This window comes from Dyadobacter psychrophilus (genome assembly GCF_900167945.1).
Classification (GTDB): domain Bacteria; phylum Bacteroidota; class Bacteroidia; order Cytophagales; family Spirosomataceae; genus Dyadobacter; species Dyadobacter psychrophilus.
On sequence record NZ_FUZA01000005.1, the window covers coordinates 32,842 to 55,174 of the forward strand.

At 45.5% G+C, this 22,333-nt stretch carries 26 protein-coding genes; 7 read left to right on the forward strand and 19 right to left on the reverse strand.

All coding sequences use genetic code 11. The features are described 5' to 3' along the window. Positions 1–208: 208 nt before the first annotated feature. Together B5X68_RS18235 and B5X68_RS18240 are read right to left on the reverse strand one after the other, a co-directional pair. Complete coding sequence (locus B5X68_RS18235; RefSeq protein ID WP_082216212.1) at positions 209–580, reverse strand: VOC family protein; 372 nt, start codon at positions 578–580, stop codon at positions 209–211. Positions 581–638: 58 nt separating this feature from the next. Further along, entirely contained in the window at positions 639–1,205 is a 567-nt protein-coding gene (locus tag B5X68_RS18240; RefSeq protein ID WP_212568018.1) for a Crp/Fnr family transcriptional regulator, read from the reverse strand. 213 nt (positions 1,206–1,418) lie between these two features. On the opposite strand from B5X68_RS18240, the gene B5X68_RS28960 reads away from it, so the two are divergent. Next, positions 1,419–1,631 (forward strand): hypothetical protein, encoded by a 213-nt coding sequence (locus B5X68_RS28960; RefSeq protein WP_170916681.1) that lies wholly within the window; start codon positions 1,419–1,421, stop codon positions 1,629–1,631. Positions 1,632–1,892: 261 nt separating this feature from the next. Here the strand turns inward: B5X68_RS28960 and B5X68_RS18250 are convergent, their stop codons facing one another. Together B5X68_RS18250 and uvrA are read right to left on the reverse strand one after the other, a co-directional pair. Further along, entirely contained in the window at positions 1,893–2,312 is a 420-nt protein-coding gene (locus tag B5X68_RS18250; RefSeq protein ID WP_082216215.1) for a helix-turn-helix domain-containing protein, read from the reverse strand. 117 nt (positions 2,313–2,429) lie between these two features. Further along, complete coding sequence (gene uvrA, locus B5X68_RS18255) at positions 2,430–4,943, reverse strand: excinuclease ABC subunit UvrA (RefSeq protein ID WP_082216216.1); 2,514 nt, start codon at positions 4,941–4,943, stop codon at positions 2,430–2,432. A 177-nt stretch (positions 4,944–5,120) separates the two neighbouring features. Here uvrA and B5X68_RS29365 point away from each other — a divergent pair, with 177 nt between their 5' ends. Beyond that, the gene (locus B5X68_RS29365) at positions 5,121–5,252 is read left to right on the forward strand and encodes a hypothetical protein (RefSeq protein ID WP_255700588.1); all 132 of its coding nucleotides are present in this window, start codon (positions 5,121–5,123) and stop codon (positions 5,250–5,252) included. A 170-nt stretch (positions 5,253–5,422) separates the two neighbouring features. On the opposite strand, the gene B5X68_RS18260 is transcribed toward B5X68_RS29365, so the two are convergent. Genes B5X68_RS18260 through B5X68_RS18270 form a run of 3 tightly spaced genes read right to left on the reverse strand, consistent with a single transcriptional unit; the run spans position 5,423 to position 7,126 of the window. Beyond that, a complete protein-coding gene (locus B5X68_RS18260) occupies positions 5,423–6,286 on the reverse strand; it encodes a YsnF/AvaK domain-containing protein (protein WP_082216217.1) in 864 nt (287 codons plus the stop codon). Positions 6,287–6,332: 46 nt separating this feature from the next. Further along, the gene (locus B5X68_RS18265) at positions 6,333–6,764 is read right to left on the reverse strand and encodes a YsnF/AvaK domain-containing protein (protein WP_229208474.1); all 432 of its coding nucleotides are present in this window, start codon (positions 6,762–6,764) and stop codon (positions 6,333–6,335) included. Next, positions 6,764–7,126 (reverse strand): YtxH domain-containing protein, encoded by a 363-nt coding sequence (locus B5X68_RS18270; protein WP_082216218.1) that lies wholly within the window; start codon positions 7,124–7,126, stop codon positions 6,764–6,766. Before B5X68_RS18270 ends, B5X68_RS18265 begins: the two co-directional genes overlap by 1 nt. Positions 7,127–7,241: 115 nt before the next feature. Here B5X68_RS18270 and B5X68_RS18275 point away from each other — a divergent pair, with 115 nt between their 5' ends. Next, positions 7,242–7,487, forward strand: coding sequence for a DUF3253 domain-containing protein (locus B5X68_RS18275; protein ID WP_082216219.1), 246 nt, complete (start codon positions 7,242–7,244; stop codon positions 7,485–7,487). Between the two features lie 83 nt (positions 7,488–7,570). On the opposite strand, the gene B5X68_RS18280 is transcribed toward B5X68_RS18275, so the two are convergent. The 6 genes from B5X68_RS18280 to B5X68_RS18305 all read right to left on the reverse strand — a co-directional run bounded on the left by B5X68_RS18280 (position 7,571) and on the right by B5X68_RS18305 (position 12,604). After that, entirely contained in the window at positions 7,571–10,246 is a 2,676-nt protein-coding gene (locus tag B5X68_RS18280) for an ABC transporter permease (RefSeq protein WP_082216220.1), read from the reverse strand. Between the two features lie 21 nt (positions 10,247–10,267). Further along, positions 10,268–10,603: a PadR family transcriptional regulator gene (locus B5X68_RS18285; protein WP_082216221.1), complete on the reverse strand. Its 336-nt coding sequence runs from the start codon at positions 10,601–10,603 to the stop codon at positions 10,268–10,270. A gap of 178 nt (positions 10,604–10,781) precedes the next feature. After that, positions 10,782–11,021: a hypothetical protein gene (locus B5X68_RS29090; RefSeq protein WP_082216222.1), complete on the reverse strand. Its 240-nt coding sequence runs from the start codon at positions 11,019–11,021 to the stop codon at positions 10,782–10,784. Between the two features lie 132 nt (positions 11,022–11,153). Further along, positions 11,154–11,675 (reverse strand): GNAT family N-acetyltransferase, encoded by a 522-nt coding sequence (locus tag B5X68_RS18295; RefSeq protein WP_082216223.1) that lies wholly within the window; start codon positions 11,673–11,675, stop codon positions 11,154–11,156. Next, positions 11,675–12,220, reverse strand: coding sequence for a DUF6428 family protein (locus B5X68_RS18300; protein WP_082216224.1), 546 nt, complete (start codon positions 12,218–12,220; stop codon positions 11,675–11,677). The genes B5X68_RS18295 and B5X68_RS18300 overlap by 1 nt, the downstream gene beginning before the upstream one ends. A 54-nt stretch (positions 12,221–12,274) precedes the next feature. Beyond that, positions 12,275–12,604 (reverse strand): ArsR/SmtB family transcription factor, encoded by a 330-nt coding sequence (locus tag B5X68_RS18305; RefSeq protein WP_082216225.1) that lies wholly within the window; start codon positions 12,602–12,604, stop codon positions 12,275–12,277. Positions 12,605–12,795: 191 nt separating this feature from the next. Between B5X68_RS18305 and B5X68_RS18310 the strand changes: the two genes are divergently transcribed. Continuing rightward, the gene (locus B5X68_RS18310) at positions 12,796–14,601 is read left to right on the forward strand and encodes a sulfatase-like hydrolase/transferase (RefSeq protein WP_082216226.1); all 1,806 of its coding nucleotides are present in this window, start codon (positions 12,796–12,798) and stop codon (positions 14,599–14,601) included. Between the two features lie 45 nt (positions 14,602–14,646). Here the strand turns inward: B5X68_RS18310 and B5X68_RS18315 are convergent, their stop codons facing one another. Next, the gene (locus tag B5X68_RS18315; protein WP_141110339.1) at positions 14,647–15,024 is read right to left on the reverse strand and encodes a hypothetical protein; all 378 of its coding nucleotides are present in this window, start codon (positions 15,022–15,024) and stop codon (positions 14,647–14,649) included. Between the two features lie 240 nt (positions 15,025–15,264). Here B5X68_RS18315 and gdhA point away from each other — a divergent pair, with 240 nt between their 5' ends. Next, entirely contained in the window at positions 15,265–16,602 is a 1,338-nt protein-coding gene (gdhA, locus tag B5X68_RS18320) for an NADP-specific glutamate dehydrogenase (RefSeq protein ID WP_212568019.1), read from the forward strand. Between the two features lie 112 nt (positions 16,603–16,714). Here the strand turns inward: gdhA and B5X68_RS18325 are convergent, their stop codons facing one another. The 3 genes from B5X68_RS18325 to B5X68_RS18335 form a co-directional block, all read right to left on the reverse strand. Beyond that, positions 16,715–17,236 (reverse strand): hypothetical protein, encoded by a 522-nt coding sequence (locus B5X68_RS18325; protein WP_082216229.1) that lies wholly within the window; start codon positions 17,234–17,236, stop codon positions 16,715–16,717. A gap of 307 nt (positions 17,237–17,543) precedes the next feature. Further along, positions 17,544–18,773: an exo-beta-N-acetylmuramidase NamZ family protein gene (locus tag B5X68_RS18330; protein ID WP_082216230.1), complete on the reverse strand. Its 1,230-nt coding sequence runs from the start codon at positions 18,771–18,773 to the stop codon at positions 17,544–17,546. A gap of 13 nt (positions 18,774–18,786) precedes the next feature. Beyond that, positions 18,787–19,338 carry a dihydrofolate reductase family protein gene (locus tag B5X68_RS18335; protein WP_082216535.1) on the reverse strand — a complete coding sequence of 184 codons (552 nt, stop codon included), beginning with the start codon at positions 19,336–19,338 and terminating at the stop codon, positions 18,787–18,789. Positions 19,339–19,525: 187 nt separating this feature from the next. On the opposite strand from B5X68_RS18335, the gene B5X68_RS18340 reads away from it, so the two are divergent. Next, positions 19,526–19,879, forward strand: coding sequence for a nuclear transport factor 2 family protein (locus B5X68_RS18340; RefSeq protein WP_082216231.1), 354 nt, complete (start codon positions 19,526–19,528; stop codon positions 19,877–19,879). 58 nt (positions 19,880–19,937) lie between these two features. Here B5X68_RS18340 and B5X68_RS18345 read toward each other — a convergent pair whose 3' ends face one another. Together B5X68_RS18345 and B5X68_RS18350 are read right to left on the reverse strand one after the other, a co-directional pair. Further along, the gene (locus B5X68_RS18345; protein WP_082216232.1) at positions 19,938–20,369 is read right to left on the reverse strand and encodes an SRPBCC family protein; all 432 of its coding nucleotides are present in this window, start codon (positions 20,367–20,369) and stop codon (positions 19,938–19,940) included. Positions 20,370–20,476: 107 nt separating this feature from the next. Next, the gene (locus B5X68_RS18350; RefSeq protein WP_082216233.1) at positions 20,477–20,791 is read right to left on the reverse strand and encodes a hypothetical protein; all 315 of its coding nucleotides are present in this window, start codon (positions 20,789–20,791) and stop codon (positions 20,477–20,479) included. A gap of 363 nt (positions 20,792–21,154) precedes the next feature. Here B5X68_RS18350 and B5X68_RS18355 point away from each other — a divergent pair, with 363 nt between their 5' ends. Next, the gene (locus tag B5X68_RS18355) at positions 21,155–22,312 is read left to right on the forward strand and encodes a zinc-dependent alcohol dehydrogenase (RefSeq protein ID WP_082216234.1); all 1,158 of its coding nucleotides are present in this window, start codon (positions 21,155–21,157) and stop codon (positions 22,310–22,312) included. Positions 22,313–22,333 lie beyond the last annotated feature (21 nt).

Here is a 22,333-nt window from a genome sequence, read left to right on the forward strand (position 1 = left end):
TTACTGGCAGGTTCTCTCATTCCCTTGGTCGATATGCTGATCGTGTGGCGTACTCCCGGCAGTAATCTGTAGGGGATGCTCATTCATGGCGGCACTGTTATCGCGCTTTGGGTGCTCTGTTATTTTTTGCGGGATTAACAGCCGAAGACAAACAGAAAGGAATTCTTCAAAAACATAGAATGGTTTCGAAGGTTCCGTTTGTCAGAACTTACGATTTATTGAAGAACTCTCCGAAATGCCATAAGACGCCTGATGGATCGTGGACGAAGCATTCACGACCCCAATGCTCAACGCGAATGGGCGTAAGGCGCACGCCTTGGTATTTATCGGGAAGATTGAGCGACACTAATTGATCCCACGTATTTTGTACATTTTTCACTTCGAGGAAAATCATTGTGTTGTCGATCCAGTCCTGGACAAATGCATCTTGCAAGTAAAAGCCGACATTTTCTGTTTTGAAAAGCGACATGTCGGATGAGATTACGACTTCCTCGAAGCCCAGATCGCGATAGAAATTCCGGGATAATTCAAAATTCCGGCAGCCTATAAATGGCCGGATAGATCGTGATGATTGCTGCATATTAGTGAGTTTTAGATCAAAAGTATGTCTTCCGTTTGATTTGACCTATTGATCCAAATCAAGAAATGGCTGTCCTGATAATTGATTTCCTGACCCTGCTCAGCGTTTCAGGAGTGAGTTTGAGATAAGACGCGATCATCTTTAAAGGAAATGCTTGTATCAGCCTTGGGCGGTTATCAAGAATAAATGCATATTTTTCACCAGGGGTCATTGCTTGATCGAAGAACCTCAGTCTTTCTGACGCACCTTGCAAAACCTTATTCAGCTGCAAAAATGCAATTGACCTTCCCGTTAAGTAATGCACGGTATCCAGTCTGAGTTCGAGCAGGTGGCAGTCGCTGAAAGCTTGAATGTAAGTTTCAGAAGGGCGTTGAGAAATCAGGCTTTGATAATCAAAAAACCATTCATTTTGAACGCGCAAGTCGATGATATTTCGATCCATCTGGGACACCTGTTCATATTGGTAAACGGCTCCACTTAACAAATAATAAATTGATTTCGCTACCTCGCCTTTGTGGAGAATAACTTCGTTTCGGTTAATCTGCAGCGCCATAACGGCTTCTTCAAAAAGCCTTTCCTCTTCATCTGTATAAGTGCCGGTTGCCCGTAATATTTCTGAATACATTGGCTCTGAATCTATCATGTGAAAGTACGACAATTGTAACATTTCGTTTCTGTGGGCACCGCAACTACCAACGAATCGAAGTAAATGACCTAATCGTTTCCAGATTTGCCCCATTTTTTTGATGTTCGCTGCTAGGTTGTCGCCGACAGCGGATGTTGCTGAATTAAATGGTGCTCTGGCCTTAGATTGGGGATACATTGATTTTGAATGACTATGCAAACGAGAAAAGATATTTTAGAAAAATTAGAATCGGTCACAGCTGCAGAATCGAGCCAGTGGAAGGAACGTGCAGCCCGTAAAGCCGAAAATCCAAAAGCCCTTGAAAAGTCAAGAATTATAGCCATTGGGTTGGAAAAAAAGACATCAGTTTCAGTACTTTCATCAATAGGCGTGAGTAAAACTGACTTCTTGTTCTTTCCCCGGTGAATGATCACACGTTCCTTTTCGGCCAGATCCAAATAATCCTTCTGCTTCGCCCGAAATTCCCTAGCTGATATGATTCTCATAGGTGTACGAATGCATGTAAACAAATGTATTGAAGTAGGGTTATACCAAGTTTATTGAAAAGGCCCCAGCGTAGCCTCCTGATTGATTGTCAATTCCAAGGAGGCCCCGCGGGGGCCTTTGCAGATATGATCTGTTCTTTTCTATAAAAAGGTAGCTTCTTCGGAGTTAAGCTTCTTTTGTCTAACCCCCAACCAACCGCTCCAAACGCCCCATCATCTCATCCTTCTCCTTCAACATCCGCTCATATAGCTCCATTTTCTCATCATGTAGCTTTCTGATTTCTTCAACAGGATTGATGTTAAATGTGGCATTTACACTCACGCCACTTGATTGATCATTGAATGTATTTGAGATAATAGTAATAGCCTTCTCCTCATCAAAATTCCGAATCGCCTCGGCTGGGATTTTCAAAATGGCCGCAACTTGCTCCAAAATATCCGAATCGATCTTTTCTTTTTGTTCTAGCAGGGAAATCTTCTGCTGGTTCCAGTCTTCGCCGAGTTCAAATGCGAGGTGATCTTGTTTGATCGAAAGCATCTCACGAAATCGCTTTAAGTTGCGGCCCTCATGGATCGTTGGATTGGAGGTAGTATGTGCCATGTGGAAAGGGTGTTTTGTTTGAAAAAGCAATTTATATAAATCTCCCGGGAACTACCCGGATATCTTACATGCACTGCAATGTATTTTACAAGGCTGTTGGATGTTGTTTCATCATTGTCATTTCAGGTTTAGATACTTTCCCGTTTGACTTGATGGTTCATTGGCAACAGTTGCTGCGGAACCGCAAATTACGATTTCTCCACCTTCATCCCCGGCACCCGGCCCAACGTCGATTACCCAGTCACTGTTTGCAACAACGTGCAAATCGTGTTCGATTACAATGACCGTATTTCCCTGATCGACCAACTTATTGAGCTGGACCAGTAAATTGTCTACATCCGAAGGATGCAGTCCTGTTGTGGGCTCATCAAGAACATATAATGTATTGCCATTCTGAGACCGTTGCAACTCGGTGGCCAGCTTAATTCTCTGCGCTTCACCGCCTGACAGCTCGGTAGCGGGTTGCCCAAGACGCAGGTATCCCAGTCCAACCTGACGAACGACGTCCAGCGCCCGGTTGATCTGAGGCTCAGACTCAAAAAAGTCAAACGCCTCATCCACAGTCAGGGCGAGCACCTGGGCAATATTTTTGTCGTTATATGTAACTTCCAGCGTTTTTTCATTGTAACGACTTCCATGACAGGCCGGACAAGGAGTATAAACACTCGGAAGAAACAAAAGCTCAACCATTACAAAGCCTTCGCCTTCGCAGTTCGGACAGCGCCCTTTTGCGACATTAAAGGAGAAACGACCCGCATCGTATTTTCGGCTCTTTGCCATTTTGGTATTTGCAAACAATTTACGGACATGATCAAAAAGACCTGTGTAGGTTGCCAGGTTTGACCGGGGCGTACGTCCGATGGGCTTTTGATCTACCGGTATTAACCTGCGAATATGAGTTATCCCTTCTGAGATATACCCGGTTGTTGTTTTTGGGTTTTCTGTTTGAAGAAGATTATCTTCCTGATCATCTGTGCCCGGTATTTGGTGTCCTAATTTTTCCAAAACAAGCTCTACAAGCGCCTGACTGACCAGACTACTTTTCCCGGAGCCCGATATGCCAGTGACGCTGGTCAATACGCCTAATGGAAAGTCGGCATCAACATGCTTTAAATTATTTCGGCTTACGTCTCTTAGCCGCAGCCATCCTTTCGCCTCTCTTGCAGGCTTTTGACTTTGATTTACATTAAAGAGATATCGCCTTGTAACGGACTTGCGAATCTTTTCCAATCCCTGTAACGGGCCACTGTAAAGTATTTCACCTCCCTTTTCACCCGCGCCTGGCCCTACATCAACAACCCAGTCCGCATGGCGTATGATTTCGACCTCATGTTCGACTACAAAAAGTGAATTTCCAGCTGCTTTTAACCGGTCCAGGGCTCGGAGTAATGACTGTGTGTCGGCAGGGTGAAGACCTGCCGATGGTTCGTCGAGCACATAAACGACGCCAAAAAGATTGGAATGTATCTGTGTCCCCAACCGCAGGCGTTGCAATTCTCCCGGCGAAAGGGTGGGGGTGCTTCTTTCAAGTGTCAGATACCCAAGCCCGAGATCGATGAGCACGTCCAGGCGGGATAAAAGGTCGTGACCTATACGTTGCATCACCAATGCCTTTTCGGGATGTTCCTGGTCTGGGCGGTTACTTTTAGGTTTTAGGGATGAAGATATAATATCACGTAAGCTTTTGATATTGAGCCGATAAAATTCCGCGATATCCATCCCGGCAAATTTCACAGATAATGGCTCCGGACGCAGGCGCTTACCATGGCAGACGGGACATTGCGCACTCAGCATAAATTTTGAAACACGCTTTTTCATCGCCTGGCTCGGTGAATTCGCAAAAGTTTGCATTACATACCGTTTGGCTCCCGTAAATGTACCCATATAGCTGGGTTCCATTTTTCGCGCCAGGGCTTGCTGAACTTGTGCCATATTAAGTCCGGAATAGACCGGGACAACCGGCTGCTCCTCCGTAAACAAGATCCAATCCCTGTCTTTCTGCGGCAGATCACGCCAGGGTATGTCCACATTGTAACCAAGCGTCATCAATATTTCCCGCAAGTTCTGCCCCTGCCAGGCGGTAGGCCAGGCTGCGATGGCTTTTTCTCTGATCGAAAGTGAATCATCGGGGACCATCGAATGCGCTGTGACTTCATAAACAACCCCCAGTCCATGGCATTCCGGACAGGCGCCTTCCGGGGTGTTTGGCGAAAATGATTCTGCATATACGATGGACTGACCGGCAGGATAATCCCCCGCCCTTGAATACAGCATCCTGATCAGATTTGAAATCGTTGTGACGCTGCCCACAGACGAACGTGTGCTTGTCGCTCCCCGCTGCTGCTGCAAAGCGATAGCCGGAGGGAGACCATCTATACTATCGACCTGGGGAATGGACATTTGATTAAAAAGTCGCCTCGCATACGGAGAGACCGACTCCAGATAACGGCGCTGCGCTTCGGCATACAATGTTCCGAAAGCAAGTGAAGATTTACCCGAACCGGAGACACCGGTAAATACGACCAGCGCATCTCTTGGAATTTCCAGATCAACATTTTTCAGGTTATTCTCTTTTGCTCCCCGTACTTTGACAAAATTGGAGACAGGTTTCGATGCTGATTTTTCTGACATTAGATCTGGGATAAAAAGTAACCATAAAAAGAGCCCCTGAACGCTGGTAACAGTCTTTCTGGAGGTTCGTGTTAAGCACAAATCTCGCAACTATTTTTATGCCTGCGTATTCGAATCGATGGCATAGCTTTTTTGTAATAAACAATTATCTATTTATAACAAAACACTATTATCGAAATGGGAATAAAGACGGGACCTAAAAAAGTTGCCAAGTCAACGGAAGAGCCGGACAAACGTCAGCGGGACAATAAGGAATCTCCAGGCAATACGCCTTCCTTAAAACCGCACAAGCATAAAAAAGGCGATTAGCTTTTTCACAGCTTCAAGAATATTGTATGAAAGTTGGTATTCGCATAGACGGGAATGTGGGGATGCGCTTACCACAAACGGGGCGGACGGGTAGGAGGGAAATAGGATTGCTTGCGGGCAGGAACAAAAAGGCACCTCGAAGGTGCCTTTTAACTTTTTGCTAAAATGTGTTATAGATCTAAACCTGATCTTCTCAGCCTTTCTTCATCGGTAAGGTCTTCAACTTCAACTTCGGTATTACGCAAGGTTTCATTGATTGTTTCTTCGCGCTCATCGACGGTTTTATTCAAGCTTACTTCTTCAACGACCCGTGCTTCCTTGTTTACCACAGGCACTTCTGCGTACTCCTTCATTTCGATAGTGCCTTCCTTGAAAGTGTCAAAATCAGACTCAGACGCAACCCTGTCTACGGGTGTCCGGTTAACATTGACCTGCTCCTGGCGAAGCCGGATACTTTCCTGTACGGGGCGCTCGATAATGCGGCTCCTTAAACGCACACCACCTGTTTCAACTTCTCGTTTTCCAACCTGCAATTCTTCATTTATTACAGGCAGCGAATCTGTTTGATCTGAATCGATGTCAATAGATCTATTCGTATAGGGGTTGATTGAATCGTCAGTATAAGTGTTTGCCGTAGAATCTGTTACCGTGCCGGTGTATTCTTGGCTTGCACCATAACTGCCGGCGGTTTCATTGACGTCTACTGCGCCATACTGGTCCAGGATATCCGCTGCTATTTCTGCCTGCTCAGCATCGGCCGCATGCACAGTCACAATTGTGCCCCTCCTTCCGGCATGCGAATAACGCCTGGTCTCATCTTCATCTCCATCAAATAAGTCTTTGAAGAAATTGCCAATGCGGTCTCCAAAATCATCATCATCCCTATTAACTGTTGATGTGGTCGTATCTGAATTATACGATGATGATGTGGTAATATCGATGTCGCTGGCTGCAAAACCGTTTGCCAGTAAATGACTTTGCGCTTGCTGCGCATCATTTGCGTTTTCGAAAATTCCAATTACTGTATTTGCCATGATTCCTAGTTTAAAAAGTTTTAGTTTGTTGAATTGCGGTCGGCTGTTAAATATCCATGCCAGAACCGCTTCTGGAAACCGTTACTTCCTCTTTTCTAAGTTTTTCTGTAAAAGTCTTTTGGTGATGAAGATCACGCTTGGTGATATGCAGTTCTTCCACGAGCATCAGGCGCTTTTCGACAACCAATACCTCCTTTACAACCGAGACAATAGTCACATCCCCTTCCTGGCGGACGGCCGGTGGGGCCGTCTGTACGTACTGGTTGATTTCCTTCCTTTCTACGGTGATTTCTTCGCTTTTGATTGTGCCATTAAACACCGCTTCTTCTTCAAAAACCTTCTTAGAAACCAGCACGCGCCCTGTTTCAACACTTTCAGAGGTAACGACCAGCTTTTCTTCAATTACAAGCATCTTTTGCGCTTCATCGGAAGACAAATCATTGCCCGTATCTGTTAGGTACTGCTTGCCGGTGGACATTAATAGCGTTTTTGAAATTTTTCCACTGTTGCCTTTGTCCCCTCAGCCACCTGATCAACTGTTCCTTTGGCTTTATCGGCATAAACATCCACTGCCTCTTTGGTCTGATCGGCAACAGTGTCAAGTTTTTCTTTTGCCTCGTCGACCGCTATGGCAGCATTAATTTTAGTGTCTTCCCATTGGTTTCGCAGTTTGTCTTTTTGCTGGTTTGCCAAATCTTTCAGCTGTTGACGTGTCTCCGGGCCTGATTTTGGTGCGAATAGCATTGCAGCTAATGCGCCAATGGTAGCACCAACTAAAAGCCCTAGCGCAAAACCGCCATTAGACACTTCCCGTTCTTCATAATTATTTTTCGAGCTCATCACATAAAGTTTAATGGTGAGCAGAAGCGTAAACTAAAAATGTGCCAGTGCCAAGAAGCAGCAAAGCTGGATCTTTGATGTAGTATTTTCAACAACCTGTTCCACTAGCATACGCATGCAGCATTACCACAAAATAGCAACAACCATCCTATCTACTGCCATTCATCGTGGCGCTGAGAAAAGTACATGTCCCTCTGAAATTGCACGCATGCTGTTTCCTGATGACTGGCGTAAGCATATGAAAGACGTACTGGAGGTAGCAATTGATTTGCATAAAACAGGGAGCGTAGCAATAACACAAAAGGGAATACCTGTTGACGTTAAGGATTTCAAGGGGCCGGTCCGCATTAAAATTATCTAACATAGCGGTATGTTGAAATTCTCTTGTGTACGCTTTTGCTACTTGCTGCCGATGTTTTAAACATGACCAGCTTCATGAAAAATTTATTCGCTACGCAGGCTTTTCACCGGGTTTAGCAGCGCGGCTTTAATGCTTTGAAAACTTACGGTAAGCATAGCGATCAGTGTCATCGACAAGCCGGTGAGCGCGAACATCCACCATTGAATCTTAATCTTAAATTCAAAATTCTGCAACCATTGGTTCATTATATACCAGGCGATTGGTGAAGCAATTATAATAGCAATTAAGATTAGTTTTAAAAAGTCTTTGGATAACAAAGCCGTAATATTTGCAACTGATGCGCCTAAGACTTTCCGCACACCAATCTCCTTTGTCCGCTGTTCGGCGGTAAAAGTGGCTAAGCCAAACAGACCAAGACATGCGATCAAAACAGCCAGGAAAGTCGATGCTTCAATTAATTTTCCTGTCCGGGCTTCTGACTGATAAGCCTGCGCCAATGTTTCATCCAGAAAGCCGTATTCAAAAACATGCCCTGGAAATATAGCCATCCATCCCTTTTCGATTTGCGTTAATGCCGCCTTTATACTTTCTCTGTCCGGCTGCGCACTTTTTAGCTTAATTCCTGCCTGATAAAAATTATTTGGTACAACCTGAATCAATGTTGGGTCGATCTTTTGATGTAGCGAATTGACATGAAAGTTTTTCACTACTCCTGCAATGGTAGCAAATTGCTTGCTGTCGCCATAATAAACCGTAATTCCAACGGCGTCGAGTGGCCGCGATATGCCAAGCCGGTTTATAAAGACTTCATTTGCCAGCACTTTAAAATTAGCTGTATCGGAATCCTGCAAAGCGTTTCCTGCTAATAACTGAACCCCATACGTGCTCAAATAGTGGGAATCGCCCATTTTCATCTGTGTCTTGACTTGCGTAACAGACGGGCCTTGGCGGTATTCCATTCCCTGCATCCAGTTACTCTCAGAAGAAACACTATTCATAGAAAAGCTAACCTCTTGAATCTGAGCAATACTTGTCAATCTGTTCCGAAGTGCTTGCAATTTCTCGGGTCTGTTTTCAGGAAGTCCCACTGTAATTATTGCGGATTTATCGAAACCAAGGTCAGCATTCCTGAAAAAATTCAGCTGCCTTTTGATTAAAAAGGCGCTGCTGATCAAAATCAGCGAGACGGTAAATTGGGCCACAACCAGGCCTTGACGAGTCGAGAACCACTGATTTCCCTGTACTACTGCGATTTTTTTCATGGCCCACATCGGCGACATTGCAGACAAGCGAAAGGCTGGGTAAAGACCTGCTAATAAAGTTGTCAAGATGGACAGACCTACCATAAACAGCAACGTTTGCAGATTGAACAAGTCAGCCAGGCTTAGGGGAATGCTGAGCGTATCGGCAACGGGCTGTATAGCTAGCATTGAAACCATGCCTGCTAGCAAAAGAGCAAGAAAGGTAACCAATGCAGCCTCTGCCAAAAACTGAAAAATGAGGGATCGACGATTACTGCCAATTGCCTTGCGGATCCCAACTTCCCGGGCACGTTTAAGAGCCTGTGCCGTGCTGAGATTTATAAAGTTAAAACAGGCGATGACCAGCACCAGCAGGCCGATGAACGACAGTGTTTTCAGCAGGCCGGGATTTGCGGTCCTGCCACTCAGGTTTGATGAATAATGTATTTCTGACAACGCGTTTAGCTTAAATCTCTTTTCGGACAAAGCTTCCTTACCGATGTATTTGACTACAATTGACTCAAATCTTTTAGCTAATTTATCAGGCAAAACGCCATCTTTTAGTCGGACAAACACTTGATAATTGTCTCCCCAGCCGTTCCACCGGTTTAAATCCAGATCGGGGTTGAGTGTTTTCAATGTTGAAACCGAGACAAGCATTTTGAATGGGAAACTGGTTGTAACAGGGTGATCTTCCAAAACACCGGTGATTTCGAGGTCTTGTTTATTATCAAAGCGTATCGTTTTGCCTATAACATCTTCCGTTCCAAAATATTTCAGCGCATAAGATTTCGTAAGCACCATTGTGTTTGGCTGAACAAGTGCGCGCTCCGCATTACCCGCAAGCCATTGATAGCCAAGAAGATTAAATATGTTATTGTCTGTAAAAATCACCGATTCCTTGAAACGTTTATCTGCATTGGGTATAGCCAGAGTGTTTCCGTGGATTTGAAGCATTGGAGTCACCAGCTCTACTTCGGGCAAATCGGTTCTCAGGGCCTGTGCCATGCCTGTATAAGTGCCCGGATACGTATATTTTTCTTTAATGTTCTCCGTTTCAACGCGGTAAATACGATCTCCGCCTGACACGGCTTTATCATAACTCGTTTCATGTATGACAACCATGAAAATCAACACAGTACAGGCCATGCCGACGGCAAGCCCGACAATATTAATGAAAGAGTAACCTTTGTTTTTGGCAAGGCTGCGGAAAGCGATCTTAAAATAATTTTGGATCATGGCTGGATTATAGAAAGGTGCGGATAGGCCCGCGTTTGATGGATTGTTGCTTCTTTGTCTTTTGATAAATGCAGGACGAACGTATGCAGTTGCTTCCAGCCAGTAACGTCTTCGGGCGAGCAATAATCCTTGCGTCCTTACCCGGTGTGCATAACGCTCCTGCAGGTCACCCAGAATTTCCTCGCGCAGATGTGGAGCAACCAGCCAATTAATGCAACGCGTACAGCACCGGGGTGGCTGTTCGGCTATGGGATTTTGTTTAGATTCATCTTGCTTCATAGGATTGGCATTGTTGGGTTATCAGGTCCATTCCAAGCGAATAGCGGGCAGGATCCGGTCCCATAACCGGTTGCGAACGGCTCTTGCCTCTTCCAGAATGCGGCCACCCAGGGCTGTAACCGTATACAAGCGCTTCCTGCGGCCCCCTCTTTCGGCCGTTGCCTCGCCCCATACAGACCGCAGATAGCCTTTTTGTTCAAGGCGCTGCATAGCCGCATGCACCGCCCCGGAAGTGACCATGTTACCCGTTTCACGTTCCAACTCTTCGGCAATAGCTACGGTATATGCATTGGGCGACAAGGCAGCAACTGCGAGCAGCACTACTTCTTCAAATTCACCTAAATCACTTCGTCTCATCGTTAACTCACGTCTAACGTTCTACTCATATAATCTATTTCTGTATAACAAATGATATGCCAGTATAGCGAGAGCCGGTTTTAGCTTCTGTATCGTGTTTTTGTTGAAAAAGATTTCGTAAGGATCGTTCAAAATCGGACAACGGGTGTTCTGCTTCGGACAATGAATCAGATCAATTTCATGCGTTGTTGATCATCTGGGAAAGGCGAGTGATCTCCTTTAGCAAGGCACTTTTTTGAATATTGGATTTTATTAAACTAAGTGCTTTTTTAGCCACAGTGTAGAGCCGGGCTGTTGGATTTTCAGGAACTCCATTAACGGCCCAGTATTCTGAGGCTTTTGGAAAGGTTTCACTAGCAATGTCTTCGGCTACTTCAATATTGACTAGACCAAAATGACGGCATAATGCTGCCGTCATTTTAGCATATTCCTGCCGGAACAGATGAGCCAGAACCCATTATGTGATTGTTGACCTTTCAAGGTTAGTCACGTTTAAGTAGCTCTCAGAACGGGGACAAAAGGGCTTGGCCGTATGCTATTTTAATTAAGTTTACGATTTTAAGCATTGATCCGAATCGGAAGATCCAACTACTGCGCTACGGCGTTCCAAAAAAAGGACGTCGCGCCAAATTCCGTTACGTTTCCCAAGCCTTTCCCGATAACCGACCTCCCGAAATCCTTGTTGCTTATGAAGAGCAATGCTCGGTTTATTTTCAGGAAATATCTGCGCCTGCAATGTCCAGAAGCCAAGCTTTTCACTCATTAGGACAAGTGCTGATAGAAGCGCCCGCCCTACGCCAAGCCCATGATGTTCCGGGTTAACGTAGATGCTCGTCTCGGCAACTCCACCATATACACACCTGCTCGAAACAGCCGATAGCATTGCCCAGCCAATGACCTGGCCGTTATTTTCCGCAACAAGCTGCGGATCAGCCAGAAATTTGCTTTTCAGAACTTCCGTTTCCGGTGCCTGGGTTTCATAGGTCGCATCGCCAGTATCAATGCCCAGCTGATAAATCTCCTTAATCGCCGGCCAGTCTGATGCAATAAGAGCGCGGATTGTGTAAGCCATTAGTCAGGCATTTTCACAAGCTCCAATTCTTTTTTTTCGGAAGCAGGACCACAACATGCTGCATCAGCTGTGGTCGTCCCGCAAGCCTGGTTACGCGCTAGCGCTTTGCATTGTGTAAAATCGGGAACCAGGCTGACTGTGAAACTATCGCCTTCTACGAGAAAATCACCCGGGTACATTTGGCGTGTGTCGAACTTAGAATTGCCAAATTCGACTTTCACAACAGCATTCGGATTCAGGGGAAGAGATTTTTCAACCAGCTTAACAATTTTCAGTGCCTTGCTAACTTGCATCGAACGATCAGCCTCTTTTACCGGCGGCTCCCAGAGCTGCACGATCACTTCCGTCCAGCTATTCACTACTCCTCCGCAATCCACCGAAACAATCGGAGCTTGTTTAATCTCGGTAATGTGGAATGAACGGTCCACAAACCTGCCCGCTTCGTATTCGAATTGCAAATGCAGATCCGGATATTGCTCAAGTGCATTTTTAAATACCTGCCAGGTCAGCGCGCCCCGGCTCGTCGGATTCGATTGATTGGTCATAGTTTCCTTTAATTAAATGTAATATTACGATTGATTTACATAAAAAAATACCGCCTAGTTACAGCAGCTCACTCCATCAAATGATCCCAATATTGCACCAAATGCCTGCCGTGCCTCTTCCCAAACCGGCGGATTGATGCAGTAGCAAACACGGGGTGGATTAATTTCCCCATGTATAATGCCAATTCGTTTCAATTCTTTCAAGTGCTGGGATACGGTCGCCTGCGCCAGTTCCAGCTCGTCCACCAGGTCACCGCAAACACACGCTTTGCGGGCAATCAGCAACTGCAAAATCGCTACGCGGGCCGGATGTGCAAATGCTTTTGCCAGGTCTGCAATCCGGTTCTGCTGCGCGGTGAATATTTCGGTTTTTGTAAGTCCCATGTTGCAAACATAAGCATAACATTTTTCATATCGTAATATTGCGATTATATTTTTTGCACCTATCGATCCTACATTTCGCCGATCCGCGGCCGGTAGATGACCCGGGTAAATATATCAGTCCAAAGAAGGAGTTGACGCCTTAATGAATACATTTGAAAAAATAAAAGTCAAACAGGCTGACGGCTTATTAAATGAGAATAACAGGATTATTAAAAAGCACCGGTAAATCGCCGGTTGCCTTTTTGTTTACATTTTGTCTGACGTTATGTTCATGCATTTCAGTCCAAGTTGCGAATGCACAAAAGCGCCCGAACATTGTATTCATCCTGACCGATGATCAGGGCTGGGGTGATTTGAGCATTAACGGAAATACGAATGTGCAGACGCCCCATATTGACAAACTCGCACGGGATGGCGCACGCTTTTCGCGTTTCTATGTAGCACCGCTGTGCGCACCCACACGTGCAGGACTACTTACAGGGCGCTATCATTATAAAGCTGGTGTTTGGGGAGTCAGCAATTCAAAAGAGTTCTTGAACCTGGACGAGGTAACATTTGCCGACTTATTCAAAAAAGCGGGCTACTCGACCGGCGCCTTCGGGAAATGGCATAACGGAAGCCAGTATCCATACCATCCCAATGGTCGGGGTTTCGATGAATTTTATGGTTTTCTGAGCGGTCATTATGCCAATTATTTTAATACCGTGCTAGACCATAATGGCGAGGAGGTCAGGAGCCAAGGTTACATTACCGACGACCTGACAGACAAGGCGATTGGTTTTATTGAAAAAAATAAGGATAAGCCATTTGTCTGCTATATCCCGTTCAATGCGCCGCATTCGCCTTTTCAGGTTCCGGATAAATATTACGACCGCGTAAAAGCGAGGGGTATAAAGCAATTCAGCCACAATAAATCACAAGAGGAAATAGAAGTGACAATCTCGGCACTGGCGATGTGTGAGAATATCGACGACAATGTAGGACGGATTCTGAAAAAGCTGGATGACCTGAAAATCGCAGACAATACCATCGTCATCTATCTCACTGACAACGGCCCGAACTCCTGGCGGTGGAATGGGGATATGAAGGGCCGCAAAGGCATGGCTGATGAGGGAGGCGTTCGTGTTCCGTTTTTTATCCGCTGGCCCGGCGTGATCCCCGCCGGAAAAGTAGTCGAAGGCAATGCTGCCTACATTGATGTGCTTCCAACCTTAGCGGATTTGTCAGGTATCTCTTCCAAAGGCACAAAACCACTCGATGGCATCAGCCTGAAACCGGTGCTGACAGGCAAATCAACTCATGTCCCGGAAAGATTGCTGTTTTCTTCAATTAATAAAACGCATAGTGTTAGAAAAGGCCATTATGTCTACGGCAATGGTGGTTTGTACGATCTGTCAAAAGATTCCACGCAGCAGAATAACATTGCAGAACAGGACCCTGATCTTGCCAAAAAACTTAAAACAGAGCTTGATAACTGGTATAAAACCACTTTTCATGAAATAGATTCAGTGCGATGGATTCCGGTAGGTTATTCCCAGTTTCCAAGGACGACGCTGCCTTCGCAAGACGCTATTTTACATCGCTCGCCAGCAGGGACGCTCTCTTACAGTGCCTCGGCACCGAATTCATCGTGGATCACGAATTGGAATGATACCCAATCATATGTAACCTGGCAGGTAAACGTTCACACGGCTGGCAAATACAGGCTCAATATCCGCTATACCAATCCGGCAGCTGGTGTTGGTAATGCTTTCAGGGCAGAATTGAATGGAAAAAGTATCTCCGGAAAAATCACGGAAATTTATGATCCTGAGCTGATTCCAAGTCCGGACCGTGTAAAACGGCAGGGGGAGTCTTATGAAAAAGAATTCAAAACGCTTTATGTCGGAGACTGGACATTGGCAAAAGGGACGGGTGAATTAAGGCTTTCGATCTTGGAGTTGAAAGGACAAAAATTTGCTGACATCCGCGCCATCGAATTGGAATTGATTAAGTGATTTTTATCAGACCGACGCTGGTTTGGAAATGAATGAGTTGATGTACTACTTACCCGCAACAATCTCCCTGACGCCCAGACACACTTTTCTCATATTGTCGTAAGAACCTTTACTGTTTTTGTTCTTTTCAAATTCAACGGTGAAGTCCCCTGGCGACGATTCCAGATGAAATACCGAACCATCTGTGAGCTTGATATCTTTTACCACTTCCTCGCTATGATCGGCAAATATGCGGTTGGGTTTCAGTGCTTCATTGATATACTGCTGCACAGCAATGGTTTTGCTGCGATCATACTGAGCAGCAAAGATGTAGTCCGTTTCCGAGTCCTTAACCGAAACGGCGAGGTCCTTATGATTTGAACAAGATGTGAACAATAACATTATGGCATACACAATGCTGAGAGAAAATAATTTTGATTTCATGGCTATAATGATGTTTAACAAGGTACTATGTATTGAATGGTAGCAAAGTTAAACGGAATTTTATAATTGCGTTGAAAATTTATCATTTCTCGAGAAAAACAAATGTACGCCATGACTTCAAGGTGGTGGGTTTGCCACATGCGATATCTTCTGCATTGCAGTTTTTTGGCCCTCATAAATTATCTTAGCCCTAATTACGACCAGAGAATTGATAGTATTCCAAATAATAACCACCAAACATTGACTTCAGTACAATCCTTCATGACCCGGATCATTGATCGGAATCCCGGCGAAAATGAATTCCACCAGGCAGTCCACGAGGTCGCCGAAACGATTATTCCCTTTATACACAATAAGCCGCAGTATCAAAAAGCCAAAATCCTGGAACGGATCGCAGAGCCTGAGCGCGTCATTATTTTCCGGGTTCCCTGGATGAATGATCAAGGCGAAGTGGAAATCAACCGCGGTTACCGGGTGCAGATGAACAGCGCGATCGGCCCGTACAAGGGCGGTCTCCGTTTCCATCCTTCAGTAAATCTGAGCACGCTCAAATTTTTGGCCTTTGAACAAATTTTCAAAAACAGCCTAACCCAGCTTCCCATGGGCGGCGGCAAAGGAGGATCCGATTTTGATCCAAAAGGCCGTTCCGACCGTGAGGTAATGTTTTTTTGCCAAAGCTTTATGACTGAGCTGTTTCGCCACATTAGTTCTGACAATGACGTTCCAGCAGGAGATATCGGGGTAGGAGCAAGGGAAATCGGATTTTTGTTTGGCCAATATAAAAGACTCAAAAATGAATTTACCGGCGTATTAACGGGAAAAGGCGCCAGCTACGGCGGCAGCCTGATCCGTCCTGAGGCAACTGGTTATGGCGTCGTTTACTTCGTAGAACAAATGCTTAATCAGCGCCGCGACAGTATCAAAGGGAAACGCGTGGTCATTTCAGGCTCCGGTAATGTTGCGCAGTATACATTGGAAAAGTGCATTGAGCTCGGCGCCAAAGTAGTAACGCTTTCAGACTCGTCGGGTTACATATATGATGAAAAAGGAATTGATGCAGAAAAATTCGCTTACATCATGCATTTAAAAAATGAAGCGCGAGGCCGGATTAATGCCTATGCTGACAAGTTCGGATGTGAATTCATTCCTGGAAAATCACCGTGGGAAGTGCCATGTGACATTGCTTTGCCAAATGCCACCCAAAACGAACTGAGTGTGGATGACGCCCGGCTATTGATCAAAAATGGTTGCATGTGTGTAGCGGAAGGTGCCAATATGCCCTGCACTCCGGAGGCAATCGAAGTGTTTGAAAATAACGACATTCTGTATGCGCCCGGAAAAGCTGCAAATGCGGGCGGCGTGGCCGTTTCGGGTCTTGAAATGTCACAAAATTCGCTCCGTTTGTCCTGGTCGCGAGAGGAAGTGGATAAAAAATTGCAGGAAATTATGTTCAATATCCATTCCACATGTCTGCGTTATGGCCACAAGCCCGACGGTCGCATCAGCTATGTACAAGGCGCGAATATCGGTGGCTTCGTTCGCGTAGCCGACGCCATGCTTGCGCAAGGGCTGGTTTAGGCGTAATCCGGTTATTGCTCAAACGGATCGGCAATAAGGCGGGTTTGGCATTGATGCATTGAGGAAAGCAAATAACAACTTTTGCTTTCTTCAATGCATCATAATACTCGCATCAATTCGGGTCTGAATTACGTTTTTTGTCCTTTCTCTTCTTTGATTTGTTGTCTGACATATCGGATTTTTCCGCGTTGCTGCTACCCGAATTTGCGTTCAAATTACTTTTTGTTGAATCCATTTCGGTGGTGCTGGCAGGACTTCCGGTGGTGCTGTTTCCCTGTGTGTTACTGTTGTTTTGCGTTGCCGGATTGGTGCTGAACGGGCTTCCGTTCTGCTGTCCCGTGGGATTTATCGCGTTATTGGTAGTGCTGTTATTCACTGTATCCGAACTTGTATTGCCCTGCGTATTGCTTTGCGTTGCCGGAGTGGTGTTACCCGGATTAGTGTCGCGCTGTCCTGTCGGATTAATGGCGTTGTTGGTAGTGCTGCTATTTTGCGTACCGGAAGCAGAGCTACCCTGCTGAGTTGTCGTGCTTGTTCCTTGTTTCGGCGTGGTCTGGTTGGTCGTGCTTTGTGCATAAAGCGTTCCGCCTGCTAACAGCATTAATGCGGCGATACCTGTTATTATTTTCTTCATGATATAAAGTTAATGTTGATGAATGCGGGGAGTCCATCAATTTCCGTTCCAGCAGCGCTTTGAGTTGGCAGGATCCAGGAATAGGATAGGGAAAAGTCCGCAATTTTTGCTTATGCCATTGGCTATGCTGTGGCCGATTCGCCATTCGGGCCATCTTTTGACCTGGCGGGCAATGACCATGTTTTAAGATCTTTCAATTCTAAAAATGAAAATCCCTGCGGCCCCTCGCTTCCACCTTTGGACCCGGTAAGGTAATACTTGCCTCCCTACACATATAAAGCTTATATGAATAAAGCCTTCTTCCTCATCAGGGATACAGAAGATACTTCATCCGTGTGGCCTTGAAGTTTTGCAATCCGGGTTCCCAGCTTTTTCTGATATCCGCTTCCGATACGCCGGCTATGATCTGCTTTCTGAGTTGATCAGTGCCGATGCGTAAATCGAAGGCGGATATATCCTGGTTGGCTCTTCCGGGAGTGAAGAAATGAGCCTTATCCGGATAGGCATTGTACAGTTCAATCAACAACGATAGATCTATCTGGCGGCTCCTGCGAAGCTTATTAATGTCATAATTGCGAAGATCGAGGCCGTAACACACGGAATCTTTGTGATTCGGCCTCTCGCTCATTCCCGGAATGCTTACCGGTTTGTATGAAAATGAATACTTGCCTTTCAATGCCGGTGCTCCCAAAACGGTGAATGGCATATAGGTGCCCCGGCCTTCATTGATAGCAGTTCCTTCAAACATACACAGGCTGGGGAAAAGCATCACTGCTTGCTGTGTATTCAAATTCGGCGATGGGTTTATCGGAAGCTCATACGGCATGTCGTGATCATAGTTGGCGACCTTTATAATATTTAGTTTGCACTGTTCTTTCAGGTAACCTTCACCATTAAGGTATTGTGCAAATTCGCCGATAGTCATGCCGTGCGTCATCGGTATGTAATGGATCCCAATGGCAGATTTAAACTTATCATCTGTCATAACCGGTCCGTCTACTACATATGCATTAGGATTAGGTCTGTCGAGAATGAGCAGTTCTTTGTTGTTTTCTGCGCAGGCTTCCATCACATATTCAAGCGTATTGATATTCGTATAATAACGGCAGCCTACGTCCTGAATATCAAAGACCATCAGGTCAATATCTGCGAGCTGTTCCTTTGTTGGCTTCTGGTTTTTGCCATATAACGAAATGATTGGAATGCCAGTTTTAGCATCTATCTCGTTGTTCACCGCTGCCCCGTTACTTGCATTGCCTCTGAAACCGTGCTCAGGCCCAAACACTTTCACAATTTTTATCCCAAGGCTCACCAAACTGTCTACGATGCTTTTTTGACCGATCATGGAACTCTGATTAGCAACCACGCCAATTCGTTTTCCTTTTAGAAAAGGCAAGTATTTTTCAGTCTGGTCGGCACCGGTAATGATCTCCGACTTATCATATATCCGCTCCCCCGACGATGCAAATTGTGCTGGGTATGCAGTGCTGTTGATCGCCGAAAGTGTTAAAAAGAATAAGGAAATAAGTCGTAGCATTGATTTTACCGGTTTACTTTCCCGAAAGTTCGTAATAAAGCGTCACTGCGCCAAAATCGAATATTTTCGTCTTTACGAGTTTCATAACCGTTCTGTCACTTATCATTTCGAACAATGGCAATCCGTTTCCTGCGATAACAGGATGGATCATAATCTGGAATTCGTCCACGAGCCCGAGATTTATCAAAGAGATGATTAAACTCCGGCTGCCTACCAAAATATCCTTTCCGGGTTGATTTCTAAGCCACAAAACTTCGTCTTTCAAGTCCCGTTTCGCGATCCTGGCAGTTTTCCAGTCTACATTTTTCAATGTATGTGAAAACACAACTTTCGGAATGCGGTCCATACTCACTGCAAAGTCATCCGTTGGTTTGTTGCCGGTCGGATTTTCTACAACGTCTTTCCAATATTCCATCAACTGATAGGTTGTCCTTCCATACAGGGCAACATCTCCGCTTCGCATAAATTGATTATAATGTTCATGCATTTCATCATCCGGAATGATGGCCGTGTGGTCGCAAAATCCGTCGAGTGTCATATTGATCGCTGCGATTATTTTTCTCATATCATTTTGCATTTAGTTAACACATATTGAACGTCCACAAAAATAGGTCAATGTAATACCGGGTTATGAAGCCATTTTGACCAAATTCAGGGGGGATTCAGGACATGTTGCATTTCGCAGACAACAGCATCCAAAGTTCAGATGGCATAGATTTTAGCGGAGGGAATTAGATTTTAAAAGACAACATATGAATACGACCAATAAACAAATACTGGAAGAAGCAAATGCTGCAATCACAAAGGGAGATTACGAGGGATTTCTATTTTCCTGTACGGATGACACCACCTGGACGTTTGTAGGCGAGCAAACGCTGCAGGGAAAAGAGGCCGTTCGGGAATATATGGCGGCAACCTACCTGGAGCCACCGAAATTCATGGTGGAACAACTGATTGCAGAAGGCGATTTTGTAACCGCATTGGGCAAAATTGACATGAAGGATGCAAATGGAGAAATGGCCAGCTTTGCATATTGCGATGTCTGGCGATTTCGGGATGGTAAAATGGCCGAGTTGACGGCGTTTGTCATCGAAGCTAAGGAATAGGAATCAGGAAATGCCAAAAAGGTGAAAGCCATCATGGCCGATGGCTTCCTTTTAGCATTCATTTTTCCTGGTTCGCTTCAACATGCTTCTTGAAATTGTCAAGAATCGCCTGCCAGCCTGATTTTTGCATTTCCGCAGGATTGGTCTGTTCGGCATCGAAAATCTCCGTTACTGTCGTGCTGTCGCCGTTATCTGTAAAGGTCACCTGAACCGTTCTGCCATCTTCCATACCATATTCGATAAGATTCTCCGGAATTACATTAGAATAAACTCCTCCGAAATCGAAGCTGAAGCTGCCGTCTTTTGCGGCCATGGTGGTTTTGAACTTGCCACCGGTGCGAACATCATTCTCTGCAAACGGCGCGTGCCAGTCGTCAGAAGCAAAGCACCATTTTGTAATATGTTCCGGGGCATTAAACTGTTCCCATACTTTTGCGATAGGTGCATTTACGGTTGTTTCAACGGTGATTTTTTGTGCTAAGGTTCCCATTTTGTTTTTGATTTTTTTGTAAATTTTGATATTACAAAGATGGGCGAAGTTGGTGAAACGGTCAGGTGCCGATTATGACAAAATGCAGGGTGATATGCGTCAGAATCCTAACTCAGTTGGCTTTGATCCACATCTTCCCACTTAGACTTCAATTGTTTGATCTCCGATGAATGTTTATGTATCAATTCCATACGCTCCCTTTTCTCCTGCCTTTTCAAATTTTGCACTTCCATATAATGTCTCCGCATGACCAGGGCTTGTTTGATAAATGAAACGTCTGATTCCAAAGCTTCAAGCTCCTTTAAGTGCTTATAGCCCAGCTGGGCCTTCAATTGTTCCGAGTCAGATTCCTGCTGCCTCTGTCGCTGCTGTTGCATTCTCAACAGCCTAACGTATTCCTCTCGATAGTTATCTTTCATCATTTCTTCTACATTAACGTCAAATATGTTCTAGCTAAGTAATTCGTTATCAGTTGAGTACGGTGAATTTCGCAGTATCTTTTTACAAAAAACATGCCAAAATATTGCCATCTGATACGGCGTCTTTCACAGTATGGTCATACGGGCCCGCTGCGGAGTGAGCGTGGGAATCGGAGGGTCTCCGTAGCTGAGTAATTTCTCGATCACGGCCCACATTAAGTGACCCAAAATCACGCTATTACAGCCGTACGTTTTAAACTTGTCATTTTGCACCGGAATTGAAAAATTGAGAATGCAAAAAGGATAATATCGGATCATTTGGTACGATTATTGTTGGCCACACCGCTTCACCAAATCATCAACGATATGAAAGCACTGGTTTTTCATGGAAGGAAAGAAGTGAGCGTCGATCAAGTTGACGACCCGCGTATTGAGAATCCGCGGGACACGATTTTGAAGGTAACTTCAACCGCTATTTGCGGATCGGATTTACATATTTATAATGGGTTGATACCACAACCGCGCGACATGGTATTGGGGCACGAATTCATGGGAATTGTAGAAGAGGTGGGTGCAGGGGTGAGTAATCTTAAAAAAGGAGATAGGGTAGTGGTCCCGTTCCCCATCGCCTGCGGTCATTGCCATTTTTGCAGTATGGATTTACCTACACATTGTGAAAATTCAAACCCGGAAAATTACGGACCAGAAGGTGGGTTACTGAAAGGCAAAGGAGGGGCGCTGTTTGGTTACACAGATCTTTACGGAGGTTACAGCGGTGGGCAGGCCGAATATGTGCGAATCCCTTATTCCGATTTTGGCCCGCGCGTGGTGCCGGAGAACCTGAGTGACGAACAGGTTTTGTTTTTGACTGATATTTTTCCAACGGGTTGGGCAGCAATTGACTGGGCCAATCTCAAAGGTGGTGAAGTTGTGGTTGTATTTGGCTGCGGTCCGGTTGGGATTATGGCTATGAAGGCGGCTTGGATCCGGGGTGCCAGCCGGGTGATCGGTGTGGATATTCTTCCTTACAGACTGGATATGGCCAGGAAAGCCGCCAACGTTGAAACAATTAATGCATCCGAAACCGATGCTGTGGATCAGATCCGCCAGATGACAGGAGGTTACGGAGCGGATGTATGTGTGGATGCCGTGGGTATGGAGGCAGACCGAAGCCTTGTTGAAAAAGCAATGGGCGTTGTTCGGGCACAGGCAGGAACGATGAAAACGCTGGGATACTGCCTTGATGCCGTGCGCCGGGGAGGCGTGGTAACCGTTGTGGGCGTTTACGGAACGCCGTTTGATAATTTCCCCTTGCACCAATGGTTTGACAAAGGCATTCAGATGAAAGGCGGCCAGGCGACGGTCCACAAGTACATTGACCACCTGATTTCACTGGTACAGGAGGGAAAAGTGGTCCTGCAAGACATCATTACGCATAAGGTGCCGCTTGCCGAAGCCAGCAGGATGTATGAGATTTTCAATAACAAAGAAGAAGACTGCGTGAAGGTAGTTTTAAAGCCATAAGCATAGGAATCCTGCCTGACC